Raw genomic sequence first — 27,000 nt, 5'->3', positions numbered from 1 at the left:
TACTTATTCGTCTTCAAGATAGGTATAACCGTACAGCCCGGCCTCGAACTCTTCCAGGAACTGCGCTTGCAGCCCGTCGTCCAGGTCGGTTTCCTTGACCTGATCGCGGAACTTGGCCAGCAGCGCGATGGGATCCAGCTGTACATATTCCAGCATATCCGCCACCGTATCGCCTTCGTCAGACAACTCGGTTTCAATGGTGCCGTCCGGGAAGACATATACGTCAACCGATGCGGTATCACCAAACAGGTTATGCATATTACCCAGGATTTCCTGATAGGCGCCAACCATAAAGAAGCCCAGCACCGGCGGGTTTTCCGGATCGTACGGCGGCATCGGCATGGTGGTCGCTACGCCATCACCGTCGACGTAATGATCGATGGTGCCGTCGGAATCGCAGGTAATATCCAGCAGCACTGCACGGCCTTCCGGCGGCTTGTCCAGCCCTTCCAGCGGCAATACCGGGAACAGCTGATCGATCCCCCAGGCGTCGGGCATCGACTGGAACAGCGAAAAGTTGACGTAAAACTTGTCCGCCATGCGTTCTTGCAGTTCGTCGATGATCGGACGGTGCGCACGGTTGCTCGGATCGAGCTGCTGCTGGATCTTGTTGCAGATGTTCAGGTACAGCTGTTCCGCCCAGGCACGCTTGGTCAGGTCCAGCATGCCATGCGCGTACTGGGTATGCACATCGTGCAGATCCATCTGGCTGTCGTGCAGCCATTCACGCAACGAACGGCGGTTTTCCGGCTCGTTCATTTCCAGCCAGGTTTCCCACATGCTTTCCAGCGCACGCGGCGCGTCTTCTGCCGGCGGATGAGGTTCGCCGAATTCGTTACGTTCCACGCCGATCACGTTGGACACCAGCACCGTATGGTGGGCGGTGACCGCACGGCCGGATTCGGTGATCACTGTCGGGTGTGGCAAGCCGTGCTCGTTACAGGCGTCGCCGATGCCCCAGATGACGTTGTTGGCGTATTCGTTCAGACCGTAGTTCACCGAACAGTCAGACTGGGAGCGCGTGCCTTCATAGTCGACCCCCAGACCGCCGCCCACGTCGAAGCACTGGATGTTGACGCCCAGTTTGTGCAGTTCAACGTAGAAACGCGCTGATTCACGCACGCCGGTAGCGATATCGCGAATGTTGGCCAATTGCGACCCCAGGTGGAAGTGCAGCAATTGCAGGCTGTCGAGGCGACCCGCTTCACGCAGCGTTTCTACCAGTTTCAATACCTGCACCGCCGCCAAACCGAATTTGGACTTTTCGCCACCGCTGGACTGCCATTTACCTGAGCCCTGCGACGCCAGACGCGCACGCACGCCCAGGCGCGGTACTACGTTCAGCCGCTCGGCCTCTTCCAGCACCAGGTTGATTTCCGACATCTTCTCAATCACCAGGTACACTTTGTGCCCCAGCTTTTCACCGATCAGCGCCAGACGAATATATTCACGGTCTTTATAACCGTTACAGACAATCACCGAGCGAGTCATGCCCGCGTGCGCCAGAACCGCCATCAGCTCGGCTTTGGAACCGGCCTCCAGCCCCAGCGGCTCGCCGGAGTTGACCAGCGATTCAATCACCCGGCGGTGTTGGTTAACCTTGATCGGATAAACCAGGAAGTAGCCACCTTCGTAGCCGAACGATTCACGCGCGCGCTTGAACGCCGCGTTAATCGAACGCAGACGGTGCTGCAAAATCTGTGGGAAGCAGAACAGTGCCGGCAGGCGCTGTCCCTCTTTCTGCCGCTCCTTCACCAGTTCGGCAAGATCGACGCGCGCCTGCGGGACGTCCGGATCGGGGCACACGCTGATGTGGCCAAGCTCGTTGACGTCATAATAGTTGTTGCCCCAGTAGGCGACATTATAAGTACGCAGCATCTTGCTGGCATTACGATCATTCATGGCAACCTCCTGCATGGAGCGCAAAGAAATAGATTCGTCCGCAACCGGCGGACGGTGTTTCAACTGATCATCAGACATTACTCGCCTCACTTCCCGTACTGACGATATAGTCAGCCACTATCGCAGCTACATCCCGCGAGAACAACCCGACAAACCGCCTTTGCGGCAGTGAATTACCCTGCCGTTCGCCGGTAGCGATCGGTTTATTACTCATATAATTGTAAGACACCCTGTTCAAACCTCGTGAATCGGGTCAAGAAACATCCCACAGGAAGGCTGTAGGCTACCCTTGTTCAGTTCGTCAGACGACCGTTAGCCGGCCCGAGAATCCTGAGTAGCGCCCAGATGCGTGTAACATCGGGTTGATGGTGTAGAGACAAAACGGAAGATAGCAGAAGAATTGGCGCCAGAACGGCACTGCTGTTGAGAACCAACAACCGGTAGACAACGGATCATTAATCCAACCACCTCCACGCGCGTCGTTCATGATGAACGACCCAGCCTCTATATATAGTGAACGAACGTGACCGTTCGATGAAGCGGCGGCGTCGCAGCGACGCCTACGGTTGGTCAGGCTGTCACCGTCGGCAGACACGGGAACTGACCCTCTGTCCCGCCGCGTACTGTGCACCAAATGAACCGCGCGCGCAGTTTATACCGGTAACCGGGGCAAAATGCAAAATGAAAATTGGCTGACAACTGTTTCAAGCGATGAAAATGGCGTCACCTGGCTTGCGTAAAAGAGCGATGCGGCAAAAAAATACTGGCAATCCGGCTAAAGCATAACCTAAAATAGACGTCCAGATGTTAATCCATCTATACTGGTTAACCGACAAGCTGCTTAACGGCTTTGCCAGAGGGGCGTTGCAGGATGCATCTCGCGCCATCCGCGGAGACCCTTCGCCTTGGTGCCCGGATCTCCAGCGCTGTGCAGTAATTTCCAACCCGTCTTATGCAAGGTAAAGAATACAATGGCTAAACACCTTTTCACGTCAGAATCCGTTTCTGAAGGTCATCCTGATAAAATCGCCGACCAGATCTCTGATGCGGTTCTTGACGCCATCCTGGAACAGGATCCAAAAGCTCGCGTAGCCTGCGAAACATACGTAAAAACCGGCATGGTACTGGTCGGTGGCGAAATTACCACCAGCGCTTGGGTCGATATCGAAGAGATCACCCGCAAGACCGTACGTGAGATCGGCTATGTTCATTCAGACATGGGTTTTGACGCCAACTCCTGCGCCGTACTGAGCGCTATCGGCAAGCAGTCGCCAGACATCAACCAGGGCGTTGACCGTACCGATCCGCTGGAACAGGGTGCCGGCGATCAGGGCCTGATGTTTGGTTACGCCACCAACGAAACCGACGTGTTGATGCCAGCTCCCGTGACTTACGCGCACCGTTTGGTACAGCGTCAGTCCGAAGTGCGTAAAAACGGCACTCTGCCGTGGCTGCGCCCGGATGCCAAAAGCCAGGTCACCTTCCAGTATGATGATGGCAAGATCGTCGGCATCGATGCGGTAGTGCTGTCTACCCAGCACGCCGAAGACATCGCGCTGAAAGACCTGCAAGAAGCGGTGATGGAAGAGATCATCAAGCCGGTACTGCCGGCAGAGTGGCTGAGCGCCGCCACCAAATTCCACATCAACCCAACCGGCCGTTTCGTCATCGGTGGTCCAATGGGCGACTGCGGCCTGACCGGGCGTAAAATCATCGTTGATACCTACGGCGGCATGGCACGCCACGGCGGCGGTGCGTTCTCCGGTAAGGATCCGTCCAAGGTTGACCGTTCAGCCGCCTATGCGGCGCGTTACGTTGCCAAAAACATCGTGGCCGCCGGCCTGGCCGACCGCTGTGAGATCCAGGTTTCCTACGCGATTGGCGTGGCGGAACCGACCTCCATCATGGTGGAAACCTTCGGTACCGAGAAAGTGCCAACCGAGCAGTTGACGCTGCTGGTACGCGAATTCTTCGACCTGCGCCCATACGGCCTGATTCAGATGATGGATCTGTTGCAGCCGATCTATCGCGAAACCGCCGCCTACGGCCACTTTGGTCGTGAACACTTCCCATGGGAAGCGACCGACAAAGCCGCACTGCTGCGCGACGCTGCCGGCCTGAAATAAGTCCCGGCATCAACATAAAAACGGCAAGCCTTGGCTTGCCGTTTTTTTTGAACGGATGGGTGCTCATGGATCAACGCATCGACTGCCGGCCAGCGGAGGCAATCCCCCCGCCACCGGGTTGCCTTACCGCCCGGATTCGTAAGCCCAAATGGCCGCAACCTCCGTATTGCCCGATCGGATCCGCAGCTCGCAAAGCATGCTGCGGGTTATCCATGCCGGTGATATTGCCGTGGCACAAATAACCACCAGTTTTAACAGGCTTCGTTTGTTCGGCATCATGCCTTCTTCTCCTTGCCTGGCAGCGGGTAAGAGGCGAGTTTGACGTTGTCGTGCGTTAAAGTAGGCCTCGGGTTGATGAACATCGACTCGGGGCTTATCTCTTTGTCCCCTTCACGCTGGCTCCAGATACACAGATCCAGAGCACCCGCGCGCACTATATTCACCCTATCCTCCCTTCCCTCGTTCCTCTTCACGCTAAATGTCGTTTTTGCGCAACGGCACGCAACGTATTGCAGAGCGTTGAAAATATAAAAAAAGGCCCAGCAACGCCGGGCCCCTGATGGCAGAGAGTACCGTGGAGACGCGGCTTACGACGTCTGCTTGCGCAGCAGGTACACGAAGTACGGCGCGCCAATAAACGTCGCCAGCAACCCGGCCGGGATCTGATTCGGGAACATCACCATGCGGCCGCACCAATCGGCAAACATCATCAGCAGGCCGCCCAGCATTGCTGCGATCAACATCTGCGGCAATGCACGGCGGAATCCCAGCATGCGCGCCATATGTGGCGCCATCAGGCCGACAAAGCTCAGCGGCCCCACGGTCAGCGTCGCCATGGCGGTTAGCGTCGCCGCCAGCAGCAGAATGCTCAGCCGCACCGGCGTCAGCGCAATGCCGACCGAACGCGCGGTGGCGCTTCCCAGCGGCAGAATGGTCAACCAACGGCGGCACAGCGGCGCCAACAGCACCAGCAGCGCCGCAATCACCGCCGTACGCACCGCCTGCGGCGCCGTCACCGAATAGGTCGAACCGGAAATCCAGGTCAACAGGCCGCCCATGCGCGGATCGCCACTGGCAAGCAGCAGGTAGATGGTGGTGGTGAACGCGGTGCTGAGCGCGATCCCCGCCAGCAGCATGCGCTCGGTAGAGAAACCACCACGCCCGGCGGCAATCATGATGATCAGCAGCGTGACCGCCGCGCCGAGGCTGCCCGCCGGTAACAGCCAGACAAAGGCATCGCCCGGCACCAGGAACAGCATCATCACCACGCCAAATGCCGCACCGGAACTGATCCCCAGCACTTCCGGGCTGGCCATCGGGTTACCGGTCAGTTTCTGGATCAGCGTGCCCGCCACCGCCAGCATCATGCCGGCCGCCAGCGCCGACAGTACCCGTGGCCAGCGCCAGGGCAGTAAAGCCTCAAACTCCGCGCCGTGGCTCCAGTGCCAGCCAGCGGCATTCTGGCCAAACATCAACGCCACCGCCAACCCGGCCAGCAACAGTACGCTGCCCAGCAGCAACCACAGCAGCAGATGGCGACGCTCGGCCGGAACACGATCGCCGAGATTCATCGGCGGCGGCGTTGCAGCGCTGCGCAGACGTGGCAACAGCCACAGCAGCAACGGCGCACCGATCAGTGCCGTAGCGGCACCGGTAGGAATTTCACGCCACACCTGAGTCAACCATATCATCGCCTGATCGGTCAGCCACAGCAGCAGAGCCCCCAGCAGCGGAGCCAGTAACATACGGTGTGCCAAACGCCGCGCGCCGAGCATCTTCGCCATCAGCGGCGCAAACAGACCGATAAAGCCAATCACCCCCACCGCATTGACCAGCATAGCGCTGAAGATAATCGCCAACGCCAACGCGCAGAAACGCGACAGCGCCAGCCCCAGTCCCAGATTGCGCGCCACGCCGTCATCCAGCCCCAGCAGCGTCAGCGGCCGGATCAGCAACGCCGCCAGCACGGCAACCACCAGCAGCCGCGGCCAAATGAACTGCACCGCACTCCAATCCTGTTGATTGAGCGAACCGGTACTCCACATAAACAGCCCTTGCAGCTGTTCATAATTGAACAGTGCCAGCAGGCTGCTGACCGCGCCACAATACAGCCCCAGCACCAGACCGGCCAGAATCAGCGTCACCGGCGACATGCGCTTGCCCCAGGCCACGCCGAACACCAATCCACCGACCACGATGGCACCCGCCATCGCCGCCAGTTGCCGGGTCAGTTCGCCGCCCGGCAGCATCCACAGCGTCGCGATGGTCAAGCCCAGCTGAGCGCCCGCAGACACCCCGAGCGTTGCCGGTTCAGCCAGCGGGTTGCGCAGTACCTGTTGGAACAGTACCCCCACCAGCCCCAACCCGGCGCCTGCCAGCAGCGAAACGGCAAAACGTGGTAACAGGCTGTAATGGAACACCATTTGCCGTACATCGTCGATATCCGGTGCGCTCAGCGCCTGTGGCCACAGCGCCGCCGGCAACTGCTGCATCAGGTTGTAGAGGGTCAGGCCGCCTGCCGCTGCCAACAGCAGCAATATCAACGCCACCGGCATCAGACGGAGTCGAGCGCTCATCGCTTGCCCTCCTGCGCCTGTTCCAGCAGACGACAAAAGCGCATCGCCGACAGCGTCGCGCCATAAAACCACACCGCCGGCACCTTGCGCAGTTGCCGCTGGCGAACAAACGGCAACGCCTGCCATAGCGGCGTCGCACTCACCTGCTCCAACATCGCCTGATTTCCATGATCGAGATAAATCGCCCGCGCGTTTTTCACCGCGGCCAGCCGTTCAATCCCCACCACCGCCGATCCCCAGAAATTGGTTTCGCCCTGCCAGGCGTTGGCGATGCCGAGTTGGTCCATGACCTCCTGGAACAGGCTCTGCTGGCCGATGATCAACGCATGACGGGTATCTACCAGCGAAAACAGCAGCAGCGGCTGCGTGGTATATCCCTGCAACCGCCGGCGCGCATCGCCGATAAAGGCATCGAACTGCATCAGGTGCCGTTGCGCACGCGCCTCCAACCCCAGACGCTGTGCCAACTGCCGCAACGATTGCCGGGCCACCGTCAGCGGTTTGCCACTGCCGTCGTTGAAGTTGAACGCCATGCCTGGCGCGATCGGCGCCAATTGCTGTGGCGAGGGGCCATAACCTTGTGACAGCAGCAGCAGCGACGGTTGCAGCTGTTGCAGCAGCTCCAGATTCGGTTCGGTGCGCTGACCGACGTCAATCACCGACGCCGGTAACGCCGGCTCATTGACCCACAGGTTGTAATTGTAAATATCGGCCACCGCCATCGGCGTAACGCCCAGTGCCATCAGCAATTCGGTGGGCAGCCACTCCAGCGCGACAATGCGCGACAGGTCCGGCAACGCGGCAGCGCGGCCCGGCAGGCCATACAGCAACGGTGCCGCCGCCATTGCCGCCAGCAGGCGGCGTCGGACAGGATCATGAGGAAAATGACGCATCAGTAGACAAAGCTCACCGGCGCGCCGCCGCTTGGGTGCGGCAGCGTGCCCATTGGAATACCGTAGATTTGTTCCAGCACCGGCCCCTGCATCAGCTCCAGCGGCGCGCCCTGTGCAATGACCTCGCCGCTACGCAACGCCACCAGGCTATCGCAATAACGTGCGGCCATATTGATGTCATGCAATACCGCAATCACCGTCAGGCCACGCTGCCGGCTCAGGCGCTGGATCAACGCCAACACCTCGACCTGATGCGCGATATCCAGCGCGGAGGTCGGCTCATCCAGCAGCAGGCAGCGGCTATCCTGCGCCACCATCATCGCCAGCCAGGCACGTTGCCGCTCGCCGCCGGACAAACTGTCCACCAGCCGCGCAGCAAAGGGCTTTAGCCCCACCAACGCGATGGCGTCTTCGACATGCTGACGATCGGCGGCAGAAAAACGCCCCAGCGCGCCATGCCACGGATAGCGGCCAACCGCTACCAGCTCGCGCACCGTCATCCCTTCCGCGGCCGGCAACTGCTGCGGCAGATAGGCTACCTGACGTGCAAATGCCTTGCTGTCCCACTGCGGCAGCGGCTTTTGGTTAAGCAACGCCTGGCCGCCGGTTGGCTGATGATGACGACCAAGGATTTTCAGCAAGGTGGATTTACCGGAGCCATTGTGACCGATCAGTCCGCAGACCTTCCCCTGGGGGAAGGACAGCGACAGCGGTTGCAGCAGTATGCGCCCGGGAACGGCAAAGCTCGCGTTGTCCAACGTGAAGGTTGCGTCTTGAAGATGTTGTGTATCCTGCATAGGCCCTGTTTTCACCGCAGGGCAACCTAGGCCCCCCTGCGGTTGTCCGGTTAGAAGCGGAAGGTTGCGGTAGCGACCACCTGACGTTCTGCGCCCCAGTAGCAGCCATAGGTGGCAAAGCAGCTGGAGACGTATTCCTTGTCAAACACATTGTTGACGTTGATGGCGATGGAAGAGCCTGGCAGATTGAAGCGCGCCAGATCGTACTTCACCGCCGCGTCAAACACCGTGTAGTCTTTCACTTTAAAGCTGTTGGCTTCATCGCCGTAGCTGGAACCGACGTAGCGCACCCCGGAACCCAGGGTCAGGCCGCTGAGCGCCGTTTCGTAGAAGGTGTAATCCGCCCACAGCGATGCCATGTGCTTGGGAATGGCTGCCGGGGCATTGCCCTGCAGGGTGGTGTCTTTGGTGTATTCGGCATCGGTATAGGTATACGACCCCAGCAGGTTGACATTGGCGGTCAGCGCCGCCTTGGCCTCCAGCTCTACGCCACGCGAACGGATTTCGCCGCCCTGCTTGGTAAAGCCGGGATGGTCGGTATCTGCTACCTTGTTGTTGGTTTTGGTCAACTGATAAATTGCCATGCTGGCGGTGATCGGACGATCCGTCGGTGCATACTTCACGCCGGCTTCATACTGCCGACCTTTGGATGCCGAGAACACGTTACCATCAATATCGGCACCGGAGGTCGGCTCGAAGGATTCGCTGTAGCTGATATAAGGCGCAACGCCGTTATCAAATACATAGTTCAGACCGGCACGCCCGGTGAACTGATTGTCCTTTTGTCGGGATACCGAATCGCCGTCCAAACGGTTGGTGCTGTTGGTGTCGCTCCAGTCATACCGGCCGCCCATGGTCAGCACCCAGTTATGCCACTCGGCCTGATCCTGAACATACAGGCCGGTCTGCTCCTGCCGATTGACCTGGCTGGCGCCGCCGTTAATCGTGTAACTCTGGTTACCGTATTGCGGAGCAATGACGTTCAGACTGGACGCGCTGCCATACTGGTAAACCACGTCGTTACGCATGCGCATATAATCTACCCCCAGCAACAGGGTGTGATCGACGGCGCCGGTAGCGAACCTGGCCTGGGCCTGCGTATCCACCGCGAAGCTGGACAGGTGCTCCTTCGAGTTCATCACCCCGCGCGTCAGCTCGGCAGGGTTACTGGCGCTGATACCCGATCCATAGATAGAACGGTAATCGACGTCCATTTTGGAGTAACGCAGGTTTTGCCGCACGGTCCACACGTCGTTAAAGCCGTGTTCAAAGGCATAGCCGAGCATCTGCTGCTTGCGCGAGATGTTGTTGTAACCGGGCTCGCCGTCGTTGAAACTGGTTGGCAGCTTACCGTTGATGCCGTTTTCAACCGTGCCTTCTTTCGGCAGCCAGCCGTAATAACCCACGCTCGGATCGTCCTGGAAGCTGCTGAGCAGCGTCAGCGAGGTGCGATCGTCCGGTCGCCAGGTAAAGGAAGGCGCGATGGCGTAGCGTTTGCTCTTCTCTCCCACCTGCTGCTGATCTTCGTCACGCGCCAGGCCGGTCAGACGATACGAGTAAACGCCGGCGTCATCCAGCGCGCCGCCAAAGTCAAACCCGGTCTGGAACAGATTGTCGGTGCCCATCTTGAACTGGACTTCGCGCAGTTGCTCGGTGGTCGGGCGTTTGCTGACCAACGCCACCACCCCGCCCGGATTGCTTTTGCCGTACAGCACCGAAGACGGCCCGCGCAGCACTTCGGCACGCTCCAGGAAGTAGGGGTCGATCTGAAAAATCGAATAGTTGTCATCCTGCAGCTTCAAACCGTCCAGATACATATTGGTGCCGACCGAACTGAAGCCGCGAATGTTCACCGAATCATAGGCGGTGGAAGCGCCACGGTTACCGACCATCACGCCTGGCGTATAGGCCAGTGCGCTTTTCACCGTGTCCGGCTGGCGCATGTCCATCTCTTCACGCGTCACCACCGATACCGACTGTGGCGTTTTCACCAGCGGCGTATCGGTTTTGGTGCCGGTGGCGCTGTGCTTGGCGGCGTAGGTGCCTACCGGCCCCCAGGCGCTCTCCTGCGGCGCACTGCTGCTGCCCACCACGGTGAGCGTGTCTTCCTTGCCGTTGCTGGTCGCGCTGTCGGCGGCCAAAGACGGCAGGCTGAAGGAGCCTAACGCGGCGGCGATGGCAATTGCCGCACCGCGCACGGGAAATCGGCTGAACACAGCCGGAGATGAAGAAGGACGCTTGGTCGGCATGGTTTTTTCTCTGATGTCGGTGATAACGAATGTAAACGATAATAATTATTATAAGCGTCGCATTTTATGCAGAAGCGTAATTGAACTGCAAGCTGATTTCCGTTAAGGGAAACCAGTAACGATGCGCATTCAGCCCGTTTAACCCGCGCTAAATATCCTGATGCCAAAAACAAAAAAGCCCGCAACTGAACGTTGCGGGCCGAGTAACAAAACAAGCGGATTCTTGTAGGCGATTTTACATTTCTGCGCCTGAATTATTGGCCGAACATATCCTTAATCCAGCCGGCAACGCCGTCAGCACCCTTCTGCTCGTTTTGCGGCTGCTGCTGTTCCTGCTGTTGCTGGATCGCCGCCTGACTGGCCTGACACAACCCGTCCGGGTTATCGGTCCATACCGGCAGAGTGCGACCGCCGCCGCCGCAGATAAAGTTACCGTCGCCGTCAATGTTCATCTGGCTAATGCCCTCCGGCGGTTGCAGCATCAATGGCAACGGCGTCTGGTTCTCCAGATAACGACGATACAGCGTCAGCGCGCCGTTGGCGCCGGTCAGCTTGGCCGGGCCATTGTTGTCGCGCCCCACCCAGGCAATCGCCACCTCTTTGCCGTCCACGCCGGCAAACCAGCTGTCACGCAGGTCGTTGGTGGTACCGGTTTTGGCCGCCAGATGGTAATTCGGGAACTTCACCGACAGCGAGCGCGACGTACCGCGCGCTACGCCCTGCTGCATCGCATACAGCGTCAGATAGGCCGCCTGTGCCGGCACCACGCGTTCCGCCTGCGGGAAGCTCTGGTACAGCACGCTGCCATCTTCGGCGATCACCGAACGCAGAGCCGACAACGGCGCACGGTTACCACCGCTGGCGATGGTCTGGTATTCCTGTGCCACTTCCATCGGCGTCAGGCCAATCGCCCCCAACAGCATCGACGGCACCGGGTTGATTTCCGCCTTCGGAATACCCAGACGTTGCAGCGTGGCGCTGATTTGATCCAGCCCGACCGCCATCCCCAGATTTACCGTCGGTACGTTCAGCGAGTTGGCCAGCGCATCCACCAGCATCACCTTGCCACGGAATCGGCGATCGTAGTTGTTTGGCTGCCATACGCTGCCATTCGGCTGCTTCAACGACAGTGGCGCATCCGCCAGCCAGGTGTTCAAACGGTACTTGTCCGGTTCAGACAACGCGGTCAGATAGGTTGGCGGCTTGGCCAGAGAGCCCACCAGACGGCGCGCCTGGATCGCACGGTTGAAGCCGGCATATTGCGGATCGGAGCCGCCGACCATGGCACGCACTTCGCCGCTGAAGCGATCGACGATCACCATCGCCGCTTCCAGATCCTTGACGTTACGCGCGGCGCGCAGTGCTGGCACGCCGGTTTCCACCGCTTTTTCCGCCGCATCCTGCGATACCGGATCGAGGGTGGTGAAGATCTTCACCCCCGACAGGTCGTTGACCTTGTCACCCAGTTTGGCCTGCAATTCTTGACGCACCAATTGCATAAAGGCCGGTTGCGGGGTAATCACGCCGCCTTTCGGCTGCACGCCCAATGGACGCGCGCTGAGCATATTGTACAGCTCGGCATCGATAACCCCCTGGTTCTGCAACAGTTTCAACACCAGATTACGGCGTTCAAGCGCCAGTTTCGGGTTACGCCACGGGTTATACAGCGACGCGCCCTTTACCATGCCGACCAGCAACGCCTGCTGATCGAGGCTCAGCTCATCGACCGGGCGACCGAAGTAATACAGGCTGGCCAGTGGGAAACCACGAATCTGATCGCTGCCGCTCTGGCCGAGATACACCTCGTTGAGGTACAGCTCCAGAATGCGATCCTTGCTGTAACGGTAATCGACCAGCAACGCCATGTAGGCTTCGTTGAGCTTACGCCACAGCGAGCGTTCATTGGTCAGGAACAGGTTCTTCACCAACTGTTGTGTCAGGGTACTGCCACCCTGCACCGCACGACCGGCGGTCAGGTTGGCCACCAGCGCACGGCCGATGGAGTACGGGCTGACGCCGCCATGCTCATAGAAGTGGCGGTCTTCGGTAGCGATCAGCGTATCCACCAGCAGATCGGGGAAACCGCTACGCGGTACAAACAGTCGCTGCTCACCGTTAGGCGATTGCAACATGGTGATCAGTCGCGGATCCAGGCGGAAGAAACCGAAGCTGCGCCGGTTTTCCATGTTTTCGATTTTGGCGAGCCGATTGTTTTGGAAATCGAGACGCGCATGGATCTGGCCTTCCTTGCCATCCGGGAAGTCAAACGGACGACGCAGCATTTCGATGCTGTTGGCCTGTACGGTAAATTCTCCCGGACGCGTCATGCGACTCACCTGGCGGTACTGCATCCCTTCCAGCAGATCGACCATTTCCTTTTTGCTGTACGGCATGCCCGGTTCAAGGTTGACCATGCGGCCATAGACCGCCGCCGGCAACTGCCAGACCTTGCCGTCAATGCGGCTGCGGATCTGGGAATCAAGGTAGACGCCGTACACCGCCAGCAGCACGGCAATCACCAGAATGATTTTAACAATCAGGCCAAGCCAGCGGCGTTTTTTACGCGGTGGGGCAGCTTTTACCTTACGCGGCATGCGTTGCTCCTGGTCATCATAGTCTTCATCCTCATACTCATCCTGATAGTCATCTGCTTCAAAATCATCATAGTCGTCGTCTCTGCGACGGCGCAGCGGTTTGCGCGATGCGCTGCGTTTCGGTTGCTTGCCTTTGCGCCCAATGGGTTCGCGGTCATCCCCAGCCATTGCCGTTGTTCTCCACGCTGAACGGCCCGTGGCCGTAAATGAATCGCTTAATCTGTTCCTGCACCGGACGCGTGAACAGAAGAAACATCTGAATTCTATACCCTAAACCAGCACCACTGCATCACGGCACGTCGCCAGGCTCAGCCCGGGTCGCCGTCGCGACCAGCACATCCGCCTATTGGTATTTCTTGGTACGCCGCGTCGGAGCGGCGTTGGCCGGGTCGTCAGGCCATAAGTGCTTCGGGTAGCGCCCTTTCATCTCTTTTTGCACTTCGCGGTAGGCCCCTTGCCAAAACGCCGCCAGATCGCCGGTAATTTGCAGCGGTCGGTGCGCCGGAGAGAGTAACTCAAGCACCACCGCGATGCGACCCTCGGCCAGCATCGGACTGCGCTGTTCACCAAACATTTCCTGCAAACGCACCGGCAACAGCGGCGGCTTGTCCGCATCGTAACGGATCGGCAGGCGACTGCCGGTCGGCACAGTGTAATGAGTGGGCAACGCATTATCCAGCCGCTGCTTTTGTTGCCAGTCGAGCAGCCGACCAAGGGCCTCGGCAAGGTTGACCTGCTTGAGCCCGCGTAAATCCCGCACGCCGCCGAGAGATGGCAGCAGCCAGCGCTCCAGCGAGTCCAACAGGGTCTCATCATCCACCGCTGGCCAGTCGGCCTCCGGCAGCCAGCGCTGTGCGCATTGTAAACGAATACGCAGTTGCTCGGCTGCGCTATCCCAACCCAGCACCGCCAGCCCCTGCGTGCGTACCCACTCGATCAGCGCCTGTTGCAGCGCGTCGTCCGCCGGTTTTGCCAACGGTCGGGCTTTCAGCGTCAGGCGGCCAATCTGCTGGCGCTGCCAGGCGCGCAGCGTGCCCTTCTCCTCATCCCACTCGACGGCGGTCTGCTGCCGTATCAGGTGCGGCAACTGTGCGGCCAATGCCTCGATATCTACCGGCAACGCCAACAGGATGCGTGCATCGGGACTGTTGGCTCCCTGTAACAACGCGGGTGCAATCAGCCACGGCGTGCGCGACAGAGCCTCATCCTGATCCATTGCGGCACCCATGCCGTTTGCCAACAGGTAACGGCCATCCTGGCCACGCCGTTGGGCAATGCGGTCGGCGAAGGCCTGCGCCAGCAAACGCGGCGCCAGCGTGACATCCACCTGACCGGCACGCCCCGGCAGCCGTTGGGCAAGCTGGCGCGCGCGCCGTTGCCAATGCGGCTGCGGGCGACTCAGCCAGTAATCGATATCCATGGCTCCCCCGCGCGGCGGCTCCTCCAACAGTGCCGCCAGCAGCGCCGCGGTCGCCAGCCCATCGGCGCCTGATTGCGCGCCGGCATGCAGCATCGCCGCCAGTCGGGGTTCACAGCCCATCATCGCCATTTGCCGCCCGGCGACGGTCAGCTTGCCGCCGTCGTCGGTGGCGCCAAGGGAATGCAGCAGGCGTTGCGCCGCCGCCAGTGCGCTTGCGGGGGGCGCATCGAGCCAGGTCAGTTGCCCGGGATCCACACAGCCCCATTGCAGCAGCTCCAGCCAAAAACCGCACAAATCGCTTTGTCCTATTTCCGCCTCGGCATGCTCGGCGGCGCGCTCGCCCTGCTCCCTGGCAAACAGATGCCAGCAGATGCCCGGCTCCAGGCGTCCGGCGCGGCCGGCTCGCTGGATCATCGACGCCTGGCTGATACGCTGTGTCAGCAACCGTGTCAGACCGCTGCGCGGGTCGTAACGCGCGACGCGCTCCAACCCGCTGTCGACCACCAGCCGTATGCCTTCGATGGTCAGGCTGGTTTCGGCAATATTGGTCGCCAGCACCACCTTGCGTCGCCCGGCAGCCGCCGGCTGGATCGCCCGCTGTTGCTGTGCGAGCGGCAGCGCGCCGTACAGCGGGCAAAGATCGACATCGCTGGCGACGGCACCATTAAGGCGTTCCTGTACCCGGTTGATCTCCGCCACCCCCGGCAGGAACAGCAGCAGCGAGCCGTGCTGCTCAGCCAGCAGGCGCTTGACCGCCGCCGCCACGCCATCTTCCAGCCGCGGGTAGCTGGCCAGAGAATGATAGTGACGCTCTACCGGGAAGCTGCGCCCTGCCGACACCACCACCGGCGCGTCCGGCAACAGCGGTGACAGGCGCGCATTGTCCAGCGTCGCCGACATCACCAGCAGCTTCAGATCGTCGCGTAGCCCCTGTTGCACGTCGAGCAGCAGCGCCAGCGCCAAATCCGCCTGCAGGCTGCGCTCATGAAATTCATCGAGGATCACCAGCGAGACGCCCTGCAATTCGGCATCCTGCTGCAACATGCGGGTCAGCACCCCTTCAGTCACCACCATCAGGCGGGTATCAGGCCCGCTGCGCGTTTCGGCCCGCATGCTGTAGCCCACCGTTGCGCCCGGCTCTTCCCCCAGTTGCTGCGCCAGGCGGTAAGCGACGTTTTTTGCCGCCAGCCGGCGGGGCTCGAGCATGATAATGCGCCCCGGCAATCCCGCTCGCGCCAGGATCTGCAACGGCAGCCAGGTCGATTTGCCGGCACCGGTAGGGGCGTGCAGCAGCACCTGCGGTGCGCTGTGCAATGCAGTGAGCAGTTCATCGAGTATCGCGCTGACGGGCAATGAAGACACAGTCTCTCCGTGGTGGTTAACATTCAAAACCGGGCATTGTACAGTATGTTGCCTTCAATCAATGAGATCGTTATGTCCAGTAGCCGCCGCCTGTTCTTTGCCCTCAGCCTGCCCGACGCCTTGCAGCAACCGGTAATTCGCTGGCGCGCCGAGGCGTTTCAGCCTGAACACGGCCGCCCGGTGGCCGCAGCCAATCTGCATCTGACGCTGGCGTTTCTCGGTGACGTCAGCGCGCAGAAAGAAGCGGCGTTGACGCAACTGGCCGGACGCATCCGTCAGCCGGGGTTCAGCATTACCCTGGACGATCTCGGCCATTGGCCGCGACCCGGCGTAGTATGGCTCGGCTGCAAGCGCGCGCCGCGCGGACTGCTGCAACTGGCCGATATGCTGCGCTCGCAGGCGGCACGCAGCGGCTGCTTCCAAAGCCCGCTGCCATTCCATCCACATATTACGCTACTGCGCGCCGCCACCCGACCGATAGCGCTGCCGCCGTCGACTCCGGGCTGGGTGATGCCAGCCACACAATTTTCCCTGTATCAATCGGTATTCGAACATGGCCGCACGCGCTATCAGCCGCTGGCGCACTGGCCGCTAAAATAAGCAGGAACATCCATGGAATTTACCCCGCCGCTGCAATCCGCCACGCTGATTAAACGTTACAAGCGCTTTCTGGCCGATGTAGTGACGCCGCAAGGCGATACCTTTACCCTGCACTGCGCCAACACCGGCGCCATGACCGGCTGCGCCACGCCCGGCGACACCGTGTGGTACTCCACGTCGACCAATGGCAAACGCAAATATGCCCATAGCTGGGAGCTGACGCACACCCAACAGGGCGACTGGATCTGCGTCAATACTCTGCGTGCCAACGCTCTGGTACGCGAAGCCATTGAACGTAATTTAATCAGTGAATTATCCGGTTACAGTAAAATGACCGGCGAAGTAAAATATGGCGGTGAAAACAGTCGTATCGATTTGTTATTACAGGCAGAAAACCGCGTTAACTGCTATATTGAAGTCAAGTCGGTCACATTATTGCAACAGAAACGTGGTTACTTCCCTGATGCCGTCACGCTCAGAGGGCAGAAGCATTTACGCGAGTTGCAGAGCGTGGCTGCAAGCGGGCAGCGGGCGGTATTGTTTTTTGCCGTGTTACACAGTGGCATCGACCATGTCGCCCCCGCTCATCATATAGATGCGCATTATGCGTCACTGTTGGCTCAGGTTCGGCTGCAGGGTGTAGAAGTGGTTTGTTATGGGGCTAAATTATCACCTGACGGTATATATCTTGAAGATAAGTTACCGTTTTTTATCGATTAGCGATTCCGGGAACAAATATTTCGACAACCGGATATTGCGTCGCCAAATACGCCTTCCTTCACACGATTGTCAAGCAGGCGACAGGAATAATTGCCAACCTACTTCCCATCTGTTATTTATAGCGGCCTGTTTTTCCCCCGCATTGGGGATTCGATAGTGCGTGTGTATGTAGGAGAAGCAACATGCAAGAAGGGCAAAACCGTAAAACCTCGTCCTTGAGCATTCTCGCCATCGCTGGGGTGGAGCCGTACCAAGAGAAGCCGGGCGAAGAGTATATGAACGACGCCCAGCTGTCGCATTTTAAGCGCATTCTTGAAGCGTGGCGCAACCAGCTCAGGGACGAAGTAGACCGTACTGTATCGCATATGCAAGACGAAGCTGCCAACTTCCCGGATCCGGTCGACCGTGCCGCGCAGGAAGAAGAGTTCAGCCTTGAACTGCGTAACCGTGACCGTGAACGCAAACTGATCAAAAAGATCGAAAAAACGCTGAAGAAAGTAGAAGACGAAGATTTTGGCTTCTGCGAATCATGCGGCGTGGAGATCGGCATTCGACGCCTGGAAGCGCGCCCGACCGCCGATTTGTGCATCGACTGTAAGACACTGGCTGAAATCCGCGAAAAGCAGATGGCCGGTTAATACCGTTGTCAACGCTGGCGGCGCGTTTCACCACGCGCCGTTTTAAGCAACAGGGAACCCAACTTCCCAGGCTATGCAAGAACGTCATTATGTGGGGCGCTTCGCCCCCTCACCTTCCGGAGATTTGCATTTCGGTTCGCTGATTGCCGCTCTGGGAAGTTTTCTTCAGGCTCGCGCCCAACGCGGGCAGTGGCTGGTACGCATCGAAGATATCGATCCGCCGCGCGAAGTCGCCGGTGCCGCCGATCGTATCCTGGCCACGCTGGAACACTATGGTCTCCACTGGGACGGCCAGGTCGTCTATCAATCCCAACGTCACGACGCTTACCGCGCTACTCTGGACTGGCTACAACAGCAGGGGCTCAGCTATTACTGCACCTGTACCCGCAGCCGCATCCAGCAGATTGGCGGGCTGTATGACGGCCATTGCCGCGACCTGCAGCTCGGCGCACACGCTGCCGCCATTCGCCTGCGGCAAAGCGCTCCGGTTTACGCGTTTGACGATCGCCTGCAGGGCCGCCTGCAGGCCGACCCGGCGCTGGCGCAGGAGGATTTTATCATCCGTCGGCGCGACGGCCTGTTCGCCTATAATCTGGCGGTGGTGGTCGACGATCACTTCCAGGGCGTCAACGAAATCGTGCGCGGCGCGGATCTGATCGAACCTACCGTGCGGCAGATTGCGCTGTATCATCAGTTGCAGGCGCCGGTACCGCGCTATGTACACCTGCCGTTGGCGCTCGGTGAACACGGCCTGAAACTGTCCAAACAGAATCATGCACCGCCGTTGCCTACCGGCGATCCGCGCCCGCTGCTGGTCGCCGCACTGAAATTTTTGCACCAGCCGCTGCCGGAAAACTGGCAAGATCTTGATCTGCCATTATTATTACGCTTTGCAATCGCCCATTGGCGGTTGGAAAACGTACCGCGTCGACAGGCAATTACCCTGGACGAAAACACAACGGCATTCTCAAAAGAGCCATGGTGAGCTATGATTAGCCGCTATTTTTTATATGCCCAATAGATTTCAAGGTGCAGCCAGGCAGCGATCGGCTGGCAAATCTGCCGCGAACAGAAGCCGCCGTGGCATGCCGCGCCTCTCGCAGGGGGAAAGCCCCGCCGAGACAGGCCAGCGCGTAGTCGATGGCGTTGCAGCTTGAAATATGCAGGGCAGCTCCATTTTTATCAGTCACTATCGAGGTGTACCATTTTTACCCGAGTAGCCAATTTCTGCCGTAAGGTACTAATCCGCGATGACAAGGTGGCCCGCGAAACAACGCCGGCCAACGATAAAAACGTAGTTCGCGAAGAAAGCGTTGTGGCAACCCCATCCCCAGCGCCACAGGCCGACGGCGGCAGAGATCAGCCAGCCCGTCGCCCGGCGCGCAAACGTCCACCCGTGCCCGCCAGCGAGGGAACGCGCCCAATGACCGTGATCCCACGCGAACAGCATTCCATTTCGCGCAAGGACATCAGCGAAAACGCGCTGAAGGTGCTCTACCGCCTGAACAAATCCGGCTATGAAGCCTATCTGGTCGGCGGCGGCGTGCGTGATTTGCTGCTCGGCAAAAAGCCGAAGGATTTTGACATCACCACCAGCGCCACGCCGGAACAGGTACGCAAGCTGTTCCGCAACTGTCGCTTGGTAGGGCGCCGTTTCCGTCTGGCGCACGTGATGTTCGGGCCGGAAATCATCGAAGTCGCCACCTTCCGCGGCCATCATGAGCCCAACCCGGAGCACGACAAGAACTCCTCCCAGCAGGCACAAAACGGCATGCTGCTGCGCGACAACATTTTCGGTTCGATCGAAGAAGATGCCCAACGTCGTGACTTTACCATCAACAGCCTGTATTACGGCGTGGCGGACTTCACCCTGCGTGATTACGTTGGCGGCATGCGCGATCTGCAACAAGGCGTGATTCGCCTGATTGGCGATCCGGAAACCCGCTACCGCGAAGATCCGGTGCGCATGCTACGCGCGGTGCGTTTCGCCGCCAAACTGGATATGACCATCAGCAACGAAACGGCCGAGCCGATTCCGCGCCTGGCATCGCTGCTGCATGAAATCCCACCGGCCCGGCTGTTTGAGGAATCCCTCAAGCTGCTGCAATCCGGCTACGGTTTCCCGACCTATCTGAAGCTGTGCGAATACCAGCTGTTCCAGCCGCTGTTCCCGCTGATCGCCCGCAACTTTACGCCAAACCATGACACGCCAATGGAGCGCATGCTGGTACAGGTGCTGAAAAACACCGATCACCGTTTGCAGAATGATATGCGCGTCAACCCGGCGTTCCTGTTTGCTGCTATGCTTTGGTATCCGTTGCTGGAACATGCGCAAAAGCTGGCACAGGAAAGCGGTCTGGCGTATTACGATGCCTTTGCGCTGGCGATGAATGACGTGCTGGACGAACAGTGTCGTTCACTGGCGATCCCAAAACGGATCACCACGCTGGTACGTGATATCTGGCAGCTGCAGCTGCGCCTATCGCGCCGTCAGGGCAAACGGGCACACAAGCTGATGGAGCATCCCAAGTTCCGTGCCGCCTACGATCTGCTGGCGTTGCGCGCCCAGGTGGAAAACAATCCGGAAATGCTGCGCCTGGCCGAATGGTGGGACGAATTCCAGGATGCCACTCCGGCACGCCAGAAAACCATGTTGAGCACGCTGGGCGAAGATCCGGCACCGCGACGCTCGCGTCAGCGCCGACCGCGCCGCAGAGCGCCACGCAAAGAAGGAGCATAATGATCTGCGTTGTTACTCGTCATACTTCACGCTGCGTCGACATTGGCGCTTCCCGGGCACCTGGTAAACCAGGCGGCCGGGGTTTTGCCTGGTAACGCTGATGACGCAGCCTGAATTCTTCAGAGTTTACATCGCGCTGGGTAGCAACCTGGCGCAGCCGCTGCAACAGGTGAACACGGCCCTGGAGGCGTTGGCGCATATACCTCGCACCCAGTTGATCGCCTGCTCCTCGTTTTACCGTACCAAACCGCTGGGGCCGCAGAACCAGCCGGACTTCCTCAATGCGGTGGTGGCGGTTGACACCCGACTGCCCGCCGAACAGTTGCTCGATCACACTCAGGCGATTGAACGCAATCAGGGACGCGTCCGCAAGGACGAACGCTGGGGGCCGCGCACGCTCGATCTCGACATGCTGCTGTATGGCGATCGGGTCATCAACACCGACCGCCTGACGGTGCCGCATTACGGCCTGAAAGAGCGTGAGTTCATGTTGTATCCGCTGGCGGAAATCGCCCCGGATCTGATTCTGCCCGACGGCGAAGCGCTGGCCGACTGCCTGAAGCGCGTGCCGATGAACGGTATGAGGCTGTGGCATTCCGCCTGACGCCGCAGACACGATGCGTCCAGGCAGCTCACGCTAGAACAGCACCCTGGCGACAAATCCCCCTTCGCGCCGATTGGCGAAACTGACCCGCAAACCATGCAGATCGGCGATGCGCTGCACGATGGAAACCCCCAATCCGCTGCCGGTCTGTTCCTGCCCTGGCGGTCGGTAAAAGCGCTCACCCAGCCGAGCCAGGTGCTGCGTCGTAACGCCAGGCCCCTCGTCCTCAACCCGCAGTTCAGCGGCGTTCAATGTCACCGTAACGGCGCTCCCCGTCGGCGTGTAGCGCACCGCATTGTCCAGCAAGTTTCTCACCAGCAGCGACAGCAGCAGCCCATCGCCTGAACGTGGCGACGGCGCGCCCTGTGGCTGATAGCGCAGCGTTACGCCCGCCTGGTGGGCATGATGTTCCTGCTCTGCCAGCGTCGCCGGCACCAGTTGCCCCCAGTCCACCGGCGCTTGCCCGTCCAGGTTGGGCAGCGCGTCCAACCGCGAGAGGGTCAGCAACTGATCCACCAGCCGCGTAGCGCGATCGATACTGACGGACAGGTTTTCCACCGCCCGTTCACGCATCGCGACATCGTCGCCGGCCAACTGCACCACCTCGGTTTGCACCCGCAGTGCCGCCAGCGGGCTGCGCAGCTCGTGCGCCGCGTCGGAGGTAAAACGCCGTTCGCGCAGCAGCATGGTATTGATCCGTGCAAACAACGCGTTCAGCGCATCCACCAACGGACGCACTTCGGTCGGCACCCGCTGCGCTGCGATCGGCGTGGCATCGTCCGGCGCGCGCTGGCGTAAACCGGCGGCGACCGTGCGCAACGGCCGCAGTTCGCGGCCGACCATCAGCGCCATCAGCAGCATCAAAAGCGGCAGCGTTACCAGCCACGGCGTCAGTTGCCCGGTCACCAGCGACAGCGCCATATCCTGCCGGTAATCCAGTTCCTGCCCGACCACAATGCGATGCTGGCTATCGGGGCTGGTCAGCCATACCAGTCGCCACAGGTCGTCATCGTCCTTCAGCCGACCATTGACAAACCCCTGGCGTTTGCCGTCAAACGTCATATCGGCGCCGTTTTCGCCATCGTTGAGCAGCATCTGGCCGTCACTGTTGAAAATGGCAAATGCCAGCGCATCGTCCTCCTGCTCACCGCGTTTGCCGTGGTTGACCAGTTTTTTGGTCGCCGGCAGGCTGCGCGCCGCCTGCTGCGTTGACAGATCGCCCAGATTGGCCGTCGCCAGCCGCTTGGCGAACAGCATTTGCTGGGTGTCGAACAGTTGGTCGATGTTATGGCGCGTGATATTCCACGCCACCGCGCTGGCGATGCACCAGGTCAGTAACGCCAGCAGGCTGAAGATGATTATCAGGCGTAACCGCAGGCTCAGACGCTTCACTCGGCGTCTCCCAGCGTATATCCCACGCCATGCACGGTGCGGATCACGCCATTGCCCAACTTGCGGCGCAGATGATGGATATGCACTTCGACCGCGTTGCTGCTGACTTCGTCATCCCAGTTGTACAATTTTTCCTGAATCAATGGCCGTGCCAGCACCCGCCCCTTGTTGTTAAGCAGCAGTTCGAGCACCGCCAGTTCGCGCGGCGTGAGGATCACCGGCTCACCGTTCAGGCAGACGCTACGTGCGGCGGTATCAAACACCAGTTTGCCGTGCACCAGTTGTGGCGTCAGCTGGCCGTGACGGCGCCGGATCAGCGCCTGCAGCCGCGCGGCCACTTCCGCCAGCGCAAACGGCTTGCACAGATAATCGTCGGCGCCGTTCTGCAAGCCGCTGACCCGCTGTTCCAGCGCATCGCGCGCGGTCAGGATCAGCACCGGCACGTCGTGCCCGGCCTCGCGCCACTCACGCAGCAGATCGAGCCCATCGATGCCCGGCAGACTGAGGTCAAGGATCACCGCGTCGTAGGGGGCGCTGGTCAACGCCTGCCGACCGATAACGCCGTCGGTGAACCAATCCAGATTGAAGCCCAGTTTGGTCAACCCAACGTTGATGCCGTCGCCAATAATCTTATCGTCTTCAATCAACAGAATTCTCATGTGCGTCCTTTTCTGGTTTTGGTCGATTACATCACAAGGTTCTTAAGAACATCTTAACCACCGCTATCGTCGCTACCCACCCCCGTTGGGTTACAGTAGAATGACTGCACTTTTTTGCAGCCAGCGCCGACACAGAACGCCCGGCGCTATTCAGGAGACCCGTGATGAAACCCACCACCGTGACCCATTTGCGCCAATGGAAACAGGAACAGCGCAAATTTGCGACGCTGACCGCCTACGATGCCAGTTTTGCCAAGCTGTTTGAAGAGCAAGGCATCAAACTGATGCTGGTCGGCGACTCGTTGGGTATGACGCTGCAAGGACATGATTCTACACTGCCGGTTACCGTGGCCGACATCGCCTATCACACCCGCGCGGTGCGCCGCGGCGCGCCGGCATGTCTGCTGTTGGCCGATCTGCCGTTCATGGCTTACGCCACACCAGAGCAAACCTTTGCCAACGCCGCTGAAGTGATGCGCGCCGGCGCCAATATGGTGAAAATCGAAGGCGGCAGCTGGCTGTGCGAGACGGTGAAAATGCTGACGGAGCGCGCGGTGCCGGTGTGCGGCCACCTGGGACTGACGCCGCAGTCGGTTAATCTGTTCGGCGGCTACAAGGTGCAGGGGCGTGACGAACTGGCCGCCAAACAGTTGATGGAAGACGCGAAAAACCTTGAGTTTGCCGGCATTCAGCTGCTGGTGCTGGAATGCGTGCCAACCGAACTGGCGCGCAACATCACTGAAGCGCTGAGCATTCCGGTGATCGGCATCGGCGCGGGCAACGGTACCGACGGCCAGATTCTGGTGATGCACGACGCCTTTGGCATTACCGGCGGGCATACGCCGAAATTTGCCAAGAATTTCCTGGCGCAAAGCGGCGACTTACGCAGCGCGGTGCAACACTATATTCAGGAAGTCGAACAGGGTATCTACCCTGCGGCAGAGCACTCTTTCAACTAACACAGCGCCTCGGGAGCCATTATGCTGATTATTCAAACCCTGCCAGTGTTGCGCCAGCACATTCGCCGCTGGCGCCAGGAAGGCAAACGCATCGCGCTGGTGCCAACCATGGGCAACCTGCACGAAGGTCACATGACGCTGGTCGACGAAGCGCGCGCCCGCGGTGACGTGGTGGTGGTTAGCATCTTCGTCAACCCCATGCAGTTCGATCGCCCTGAAGATCTGACGCGTTACCCGCGCACCCTGCAAGAGGACTGCGAAAAGCTCAACCGCCGCAATGTCGATCTGGTGTTCTCTCCGGCACCGGTCGAAGTGTATCCGCAAGGGCTGGAGCAACAGACCTACGTTGACGTGCCGGGCATCTCCACCATGCTGGAGGGCGCCAGCCGTCCGGGTCATTTTCGTGGCGTGTCGACCATCGTCAGCAAACTGTTCAATCTGGTGCAGCCGGATTTGGCCTGCTTCGGCGAAAAGGACTATCAGCAGTTGGCGCTGATCCGCAAGATGGTCGCCGATATGGGCTACGACATCGATATCATCGGCGTGCCAACCGTGCGCGCCAAGGACGGGCTGGCACTCAGTTCGCGTAACGGCTACCTGAGCGCGGAACAGCGCAAGCTGGCGCCACAGCTCAGCAAGATCATGAACGCGCTGGCCGAGCGACTGGGCAATGGTGAACGTCAGGTCGACGATCTGCTGGCGCAGGCCGCCGACCAGCTACGCGCCGCCGGCTTTACGCCGGACGAACTGTTCATTCGCGACGCCGACAGCCTGCAACCGCTGAGCGTCGACAGCCGGCGCGCGGTAGTGCTGATGGCCGCCTGGCTGGGCAAGGCGCGGCTGATTGACAACCAGCAGGTGGATCTGACGCAGTAGTTGTTTTTTGTACAGTCGTCATCGATTCCCGTGCTGGAAAGTAGACAACCTGCGGGATATCGGTGACGATACCGGTGATCAATATTCAACCCAGCGCCTGCAAAGGCCGATATTCAGTTAGGTAAAGCTATGATACGTACTATGCTGCAAGGCAAGCTGCATCGGGTGAAAGTGACTCAGGCCGACTTGCACTACGAAGGCTCCTGCGCCATCGACCAGGATTTCCTGGAGGCGGCCGGCATTCTGGAATACGAAGCGATCGATATCTACAACGTTGATAACGGACAACGTTTTTCCACCTATGCGATTGCCGCCGAGCGCGGATCGCGCATTATTTCGGTCAACGGCGCGGCAGCGCGTTGCGCCTGCGTTGGCGATAAGCTGATCATTTGTTCTTACGTTCAGATGAGCGACGCCGACGCACGCCAGCACCATCCGAAGGTCGCCTACTTCGAAGGTGATAACCAGCTGCAGCGCAAAGCGAAAGCGGTGCCGGTTCAGGTCGCCTGATGCTCCAACGGGCGCCCGTCGGCGCCCGCTATCCCCTTACTGCACCACCACCGTTCCCGGCTTGTTGGCAATGCGGTCCGCCATGGTCTGGATCGAATCGGTACGTAGAATATACAGCCGCTTCAAGGTATACGGATTGTCACCGGGTTTGACCTTGCCCTGCACGGTGGTCACCGCCATACGAAAACCGGCGTCCTGCGCCGCCTGAATGGCTCGCTGGTTATAGCCGCCAAACGGGTAGGACAGATACAGCACGTGCGGATTAAACTGCGACAGCGCGCGGCGTGAGCGTTCAAAATCGAACTCGATATTGTGCAGCGAGCGACTGAGCAATATCGGTTTACGATAGCCGTCGACGCGGTGCAGGAAGTGGGTGTGCGATTGAATGTCGAACACGTCCTGTATTTCCTTCAGTTCGGAAACGCTCATAAACTGCAGCGAGTCCGGATTCCACTTCTGCGGTTGGCGCTTGATGCGTGACGAGATAATAAACGCCGTCGCGCGGAAACCATACTGTTTAAGCACCGGATAGGCATAGCGATAAACCGACTTCAGCCCGTCGTCAAACGTCAGCACCACCGCCTTGCCCGGCAGATTGATGCGATTCTTCAGATAGGCTTCCAACTGGTAGAGCGAAAGGGTGTCATAACCCGCCTGCTTCAGATAGGTCATCTGGTTGCTGAACGCCACGTCCGAAGTGGTGGTCGAGGTATGGCGGAAGCGTTTGTTCTCGTCGTTTTTCAGCAAATGATGGTAGGTCAGCACCGGGATACCGTTATCGATCTCGCAGTCCAGCTCGCTGACAAATCCCAGGCGTTCGCCGACATTAATCTCATACCAGGTATTGTTCAGCCGGTCTTTCAGCTTGCCGATGATCGGATAGCGCAGGTTCTCTTCCAGAATGCCGAAAATCTCGCTCTTGTTGTCGGCATCGGTATAAATATTGATGGCTTTTTGGGTAATCAGGTTTTGATTGCTCAGCGGCTTGTTCAGCTCGCCCAAATCGTCTTTTACCTTACGCGCCTTGCCAAGACTCGCCACGTCGTCCTTATCGATAAAGCCAATGCCGTGACCAAATTTCAGTTCATAGTATTCCGCGTCGGCCGGAAATACCTGGATCAGTTGCCCTTCCTTCACTTCCCCTGCCGGAATAACCTGTTCGCCTATCAGTGAATAGACTTCGCTGTCACGTTTGACTTCCATATAGGCCGGTTTGACCACGCCGTCTTGCGACAACAGGTTGGCAACTGCCGCCGGTGCCAGCATCGACATGAAAATGCCGGCCAGACCCGCCGCTATCTTGATTTGAAGGCGCATGAGTGTGTTCTGCTTACGAGTGCGTAATAACAAAATGGAGGAAAAATGGAGCCTAAGCTTAGCACG

General features: G+C 59.5%; 23 protein-coding genes. 10 read left to right on the top strand and 13 right to left on the bottom strand.

Translation table 11 applies throughout. The features are described 5' to 3' along the window. Positions 1-3: 3 nt before the first annotated feature. Both speA and AC2AXP_RS21905 read right to left on the bottom strand, forming a co-directional pair. A complete protein-coding gene (gene speA, locus AC2AXP_RS21910) occupies positions 4-1,980 on the bottom strand; it encodes a biosynthetic arginine decarboxylase (protein WP_004958915.1) in 1,977 nt (658 codons plus the stop codon). A gap of 234 nt (positions 1,981-2,214) precedes the next feature. Further along, positions 2,215-2,358 carry a hypothetical protein gene (locus AC2AXP_RS21905; protein WP_420542995.1) on the bottom strand — a complete coding sequence of 48 codons (144 nt, stop codon included), beginning with the start codon at positions 2,356-2,358 and terminating at the stop codon, positions 2,215-2,217. Positions 2,359-2,873: 515 nt separating this feature from the next. Between AC2AXP_RS21905 and metK the strand changes: the two genes are divergently transcribed. After that, a complete protein-coding gene (gene metK, locus AC2AXP_RS21900; protein WP_198773658.1) occupies positions 2,874-4,028 on the top strand; it encodes a methionine adenosyltransferase in 1,155 nt (384 codons plus the stop codon). Between the two features lie 123 nt (positions 4,029-4,151). Here the strand turns inward: metK and AC2AXP_RS21895 are convergent, their stop codons facing one another. The 8 genes from AC2AXP_RS21895 to hrpB all read right to left on the bottom strand — a co-directional run bounded on the left by AC2AXP_RS21895 (position 4,152) and on the right by hrpB (position 15,919). Then, positions 4,152-4,304 carry a Hok/Gef family protein gene (locus AC2AXP_RS21895; RefSeq protein WP_430299942.1) on the bottom strand — a complete coding sequence of 51 codons (153 nt, stop codon included), beginning with the start codon at positions 4,302-4,304 and terminating at the stop codon, positions 4,152-4,154. Next, positions 4,304-4,471, bottom strand: a complete 168-nt coding sequence (locus AC2AXP_RS21890) for a hypothetical protein (protein ID WP_156000353.1) — start codon at positions 4,469-4,471, stop codon at positions 4,304-4,306. Before AC2AXP_RS21890 ends, AC2AXP_RS21895 begins: the two co-directional genes overlap by 1 nt. A 144-nt stretch (positions 4,472-4,615) precedes the next feature. Continuing rightward, positions 4,616-6,604, bottom strand: coding sequence for a Fe(3+)-hydroxamate ABC transporter permease FhuB (gene fhuB, locus AC2AXP_RS21885; protein ID WP_004958904.1), 1,989 nt, complete (start codon positions 6,602-6,604; stop codon positions 4,616-4,618). Further along, positions 6,601-7,497: a Fe(3+)-hydroxamate ABC transporter substrate-binding protein FhuD gene (fhuD, locus tag AC2AXP_RS21880; protein ID WP_430299874.1), complete on the bottom strand. Its 897-nt coding sequence runs from the start codon at positions 7,495-7,497 to the stop codon at positions 6,601-6,603. The genes fhuB and fhuD overlap by 4 nt, the downstream gene beginning before the upstream one ends. Beyond that, complete coding sequence (gene fhuC, locus AC2AXP_RS21875; protein ID WP_004958900.1) at positions 7,497-8,294, bottom strand: Fe3+-hydroxamate ABC transporter ATP-binding protein FhuC; 798 nt, start codon at positions 8,292-8,294, stop codon at positions 7,497-7,499. Before fhuC ends, fhuD begins: the two co-directional genes overlap by 1 nt. 50 nt (positions 8,295-8,344) lie before the next feature. Next, positions 8,345-10,543 (bottom strand): ferrichrome porin FhuA, encoded by a 2,199-nt coding sequence (gene fhuA / locus AC2AXP_RS21870; RefSeq protein WP_039991763.1) that lies wholly within the window; start codon positions 10,541-10,543, stop codon positions 8,345-8,347. A gap of 254 nt (positions 10,544-10,797) precedes the next feature. Further along, complete coding sequence (mrcB, locus tag AC2AXP_RS21865) at positions 10,798-13,305, bottom strand: bifunctional glycosyl transferase/transpeptidase (RefSeq protein ID WP_004958895.1); 2,508 nt, start codon at positions 13,303-13,305, stop codon at positions 10,798-10,800. A gap of 175 nt (positions 13,306-13,480) precedes the next feature. Further along, positions 13,481-15,919 carry an ATP-dependent helicase HrpB gene (gene hrpB, locus AC2AXP_RS21860; RefSeq protein ID WP_182646434.1) on the bottom strand — a complete coding sequence of 813 codons (2,439 nt, stop codon included), beginning with the start codon at positions 15,917-15,919 and terminating at the stop codon, positions 13,481-13,483. Between the two features lie 72 nt (positions 15,920-15,991). Here hrpB and thpR point away from each other — a divergent pair, with 72 nt between their 5' ends. From thpR to folK, 6 genes are all read left to right on the top strand, one after another. Beyond that, positions 15,992-16,519, top strand: a complete 528-nt coding sequence (gene thpR, locus AC2AXP_RS21855; protein WP_039991761.1) for an RNA 2',3'-cyclic phosphodiesterase — start codon at positions 15,992-15,994, stop codon at positions 16,517-16,519. A gap of 12 nt (positions 16,520-16,531) precedes the next feature. Next, positions 16,532-17,239, top strand: a complete 708-nt coding sequence (gene sfsA, locus AC2AXP_RS21850; protein WP_004958887.1) for a DNA/RNA nuclease SfsA — start codon at positions 16,532-16,534, stop codon at positions 17,237-17,239. A gap of 182 nt (positions 17,240-17,421) precedes the next feature. Continuing rightward, positions 17,422-17,877, top strand: a complete 456-nt coding sequence (gene dksA / locus AC2AXP_RS21845) for an RNA polymerase-binding protein DksA (RefSeq protein WP_004958885.1) — start codon at positions 17,422-17,424, stop codon at positions 17,875-17,877. A gap of 73 nt (positions 17,878-17,950) precedes the next feature. Continuing rightward, positions 17,951-18,862, top strand: a complete 912-nt coding sequence (gene gluQRS / locus AC2AXP_RS21840) for a tRNA glutamyl-Q(34) synthetase GluQRS (protein WP_198773663.1) — start codon at positions 17,951-17,953, stop codon at positions 18,860-18,862. A 219-nt stretch (positions 18,863-19,081) separates the two neighbouring features. Continuing rightward, the gene (gene pcnB / locus AC2AXP_RS21835) at positions 19,082-20,617 is read left to right on the top strand and encodes a polynucleotide adenylyltransferase PcnB (RefSeq protein ID WP_374956469.1); all 1,536 of its coding nucleotides are present in this window, start codon (positions 19,082-19,084) and stop codon (positions 20,615-20,617) included. 100 nt (positions 20,618-20,717) lie between these two features. Further along, a complete protein-coding gene (gene folK, locus AC2AXP_RS21830) occupies positions 20,718-21,221 on the top strand; it encodes a 2-amino-4-hydroxy-6-hydroxymethyldihydropteridine diphosphokinase (protein ID WP_004958877.1) in 504 nt (167 codons plus the stop codon). Positions 21,222-21,254: 33 nt separating this feature from the next. Here the strand turns inward: folK and qseC are convergent, their stop codons facing one another. Further along, positions 21,255-22,613 (bottom strand): quorum sensing histidine kinase QseC, encoded by a 1,359-nt coding sequence (qseC, locus tag AC2AXP_RS21825; protein WP_484381932.1) that lies wholly within the window; start codon positions 22,611-22,613, stop codon positions 21,255-21,257. Continuing rightward, complete coding sequence (gene qseB / locus AC2AXP_RS21820) at positions 22,610-23,272, bottom strand: quorum sensing response regulator transcription factor QseB (RefSeq protein WP_004958872.1); 663 nt, start codon at positions 23,270-23,272, stop codon at positions 22,610-22,612. Before qseB ends, qseC begins: the two co-directional genes overlap by 4 nt. 164 nt (positions 23,273-23,436) lie before the next feature. Between qseB and panB the strand changes: the two genes are divergently transcribed. The 3 genes from panB (at position 23,437) to panD (ending at position 25,617) form a co-directional block, all read left to right on the top strand. Continuing rightward, entirely contained in the window at positions 23,437-24,231 is a 795-nt protein-coding gene (gene panB, locus AC2AXP_RS21815) for a 3-methyl-2-oxobutanoate hydroxymethyltransferase (RefSeq protein ID WP_004958869.1), read from the top strand. A 21-nt stretch (positions 24,232-24,252) separates the two neighbouring features. Further along, a complete protein-coding gene (gene panC / locus AC2AXP_RS21810; protein ID WP_004958867.1) occupies positions 24,253-25,107 on the top strand; it encodes a pantoate--beta-alanine ligase in 855 nt (284 codons plus the stop codon). Between the two features lie 129 nt (positions 25,108-25,236). Beyond that, positions 25,237-25,617 (top strand): aspartate 1-decarboxylase, encoded by a 381-nt coding sequence (gene panD / locus AC2AXP_RS21805; protein ID WP_004958864.1) that lies wholly within the window; start codon positions 25,237-25,239, stop codon positions 25,615-25,617. A 36-nt stretch (positions 25,618-25,653) separates the two neighbouring features. On the opposite strand, the gene AC2AXP_RS21800 is transcribed toward panD, so the two are convergent. Continuing rightward, positions 25,654-26,934, bottom strand: coding sequence for a polysaccharide deacetylase family protein (locus AC2AXP_RS21800; protein WP_004958862.1), 1,281 nt, complete (start codon positions 26,932-26,934; stop codon positions 25,654-25,656). Positions 26,935-27,000 lie beyond the last annotated feature (66 nt).

The organism is Serratia sp. Sp408, from assembly GCF_057180665.1.
The sequence above is the reverse complement of the archived record's forward strand: the minus strand, read 5'-3'. Positions and strand labels throughout refer to the sequence as shown.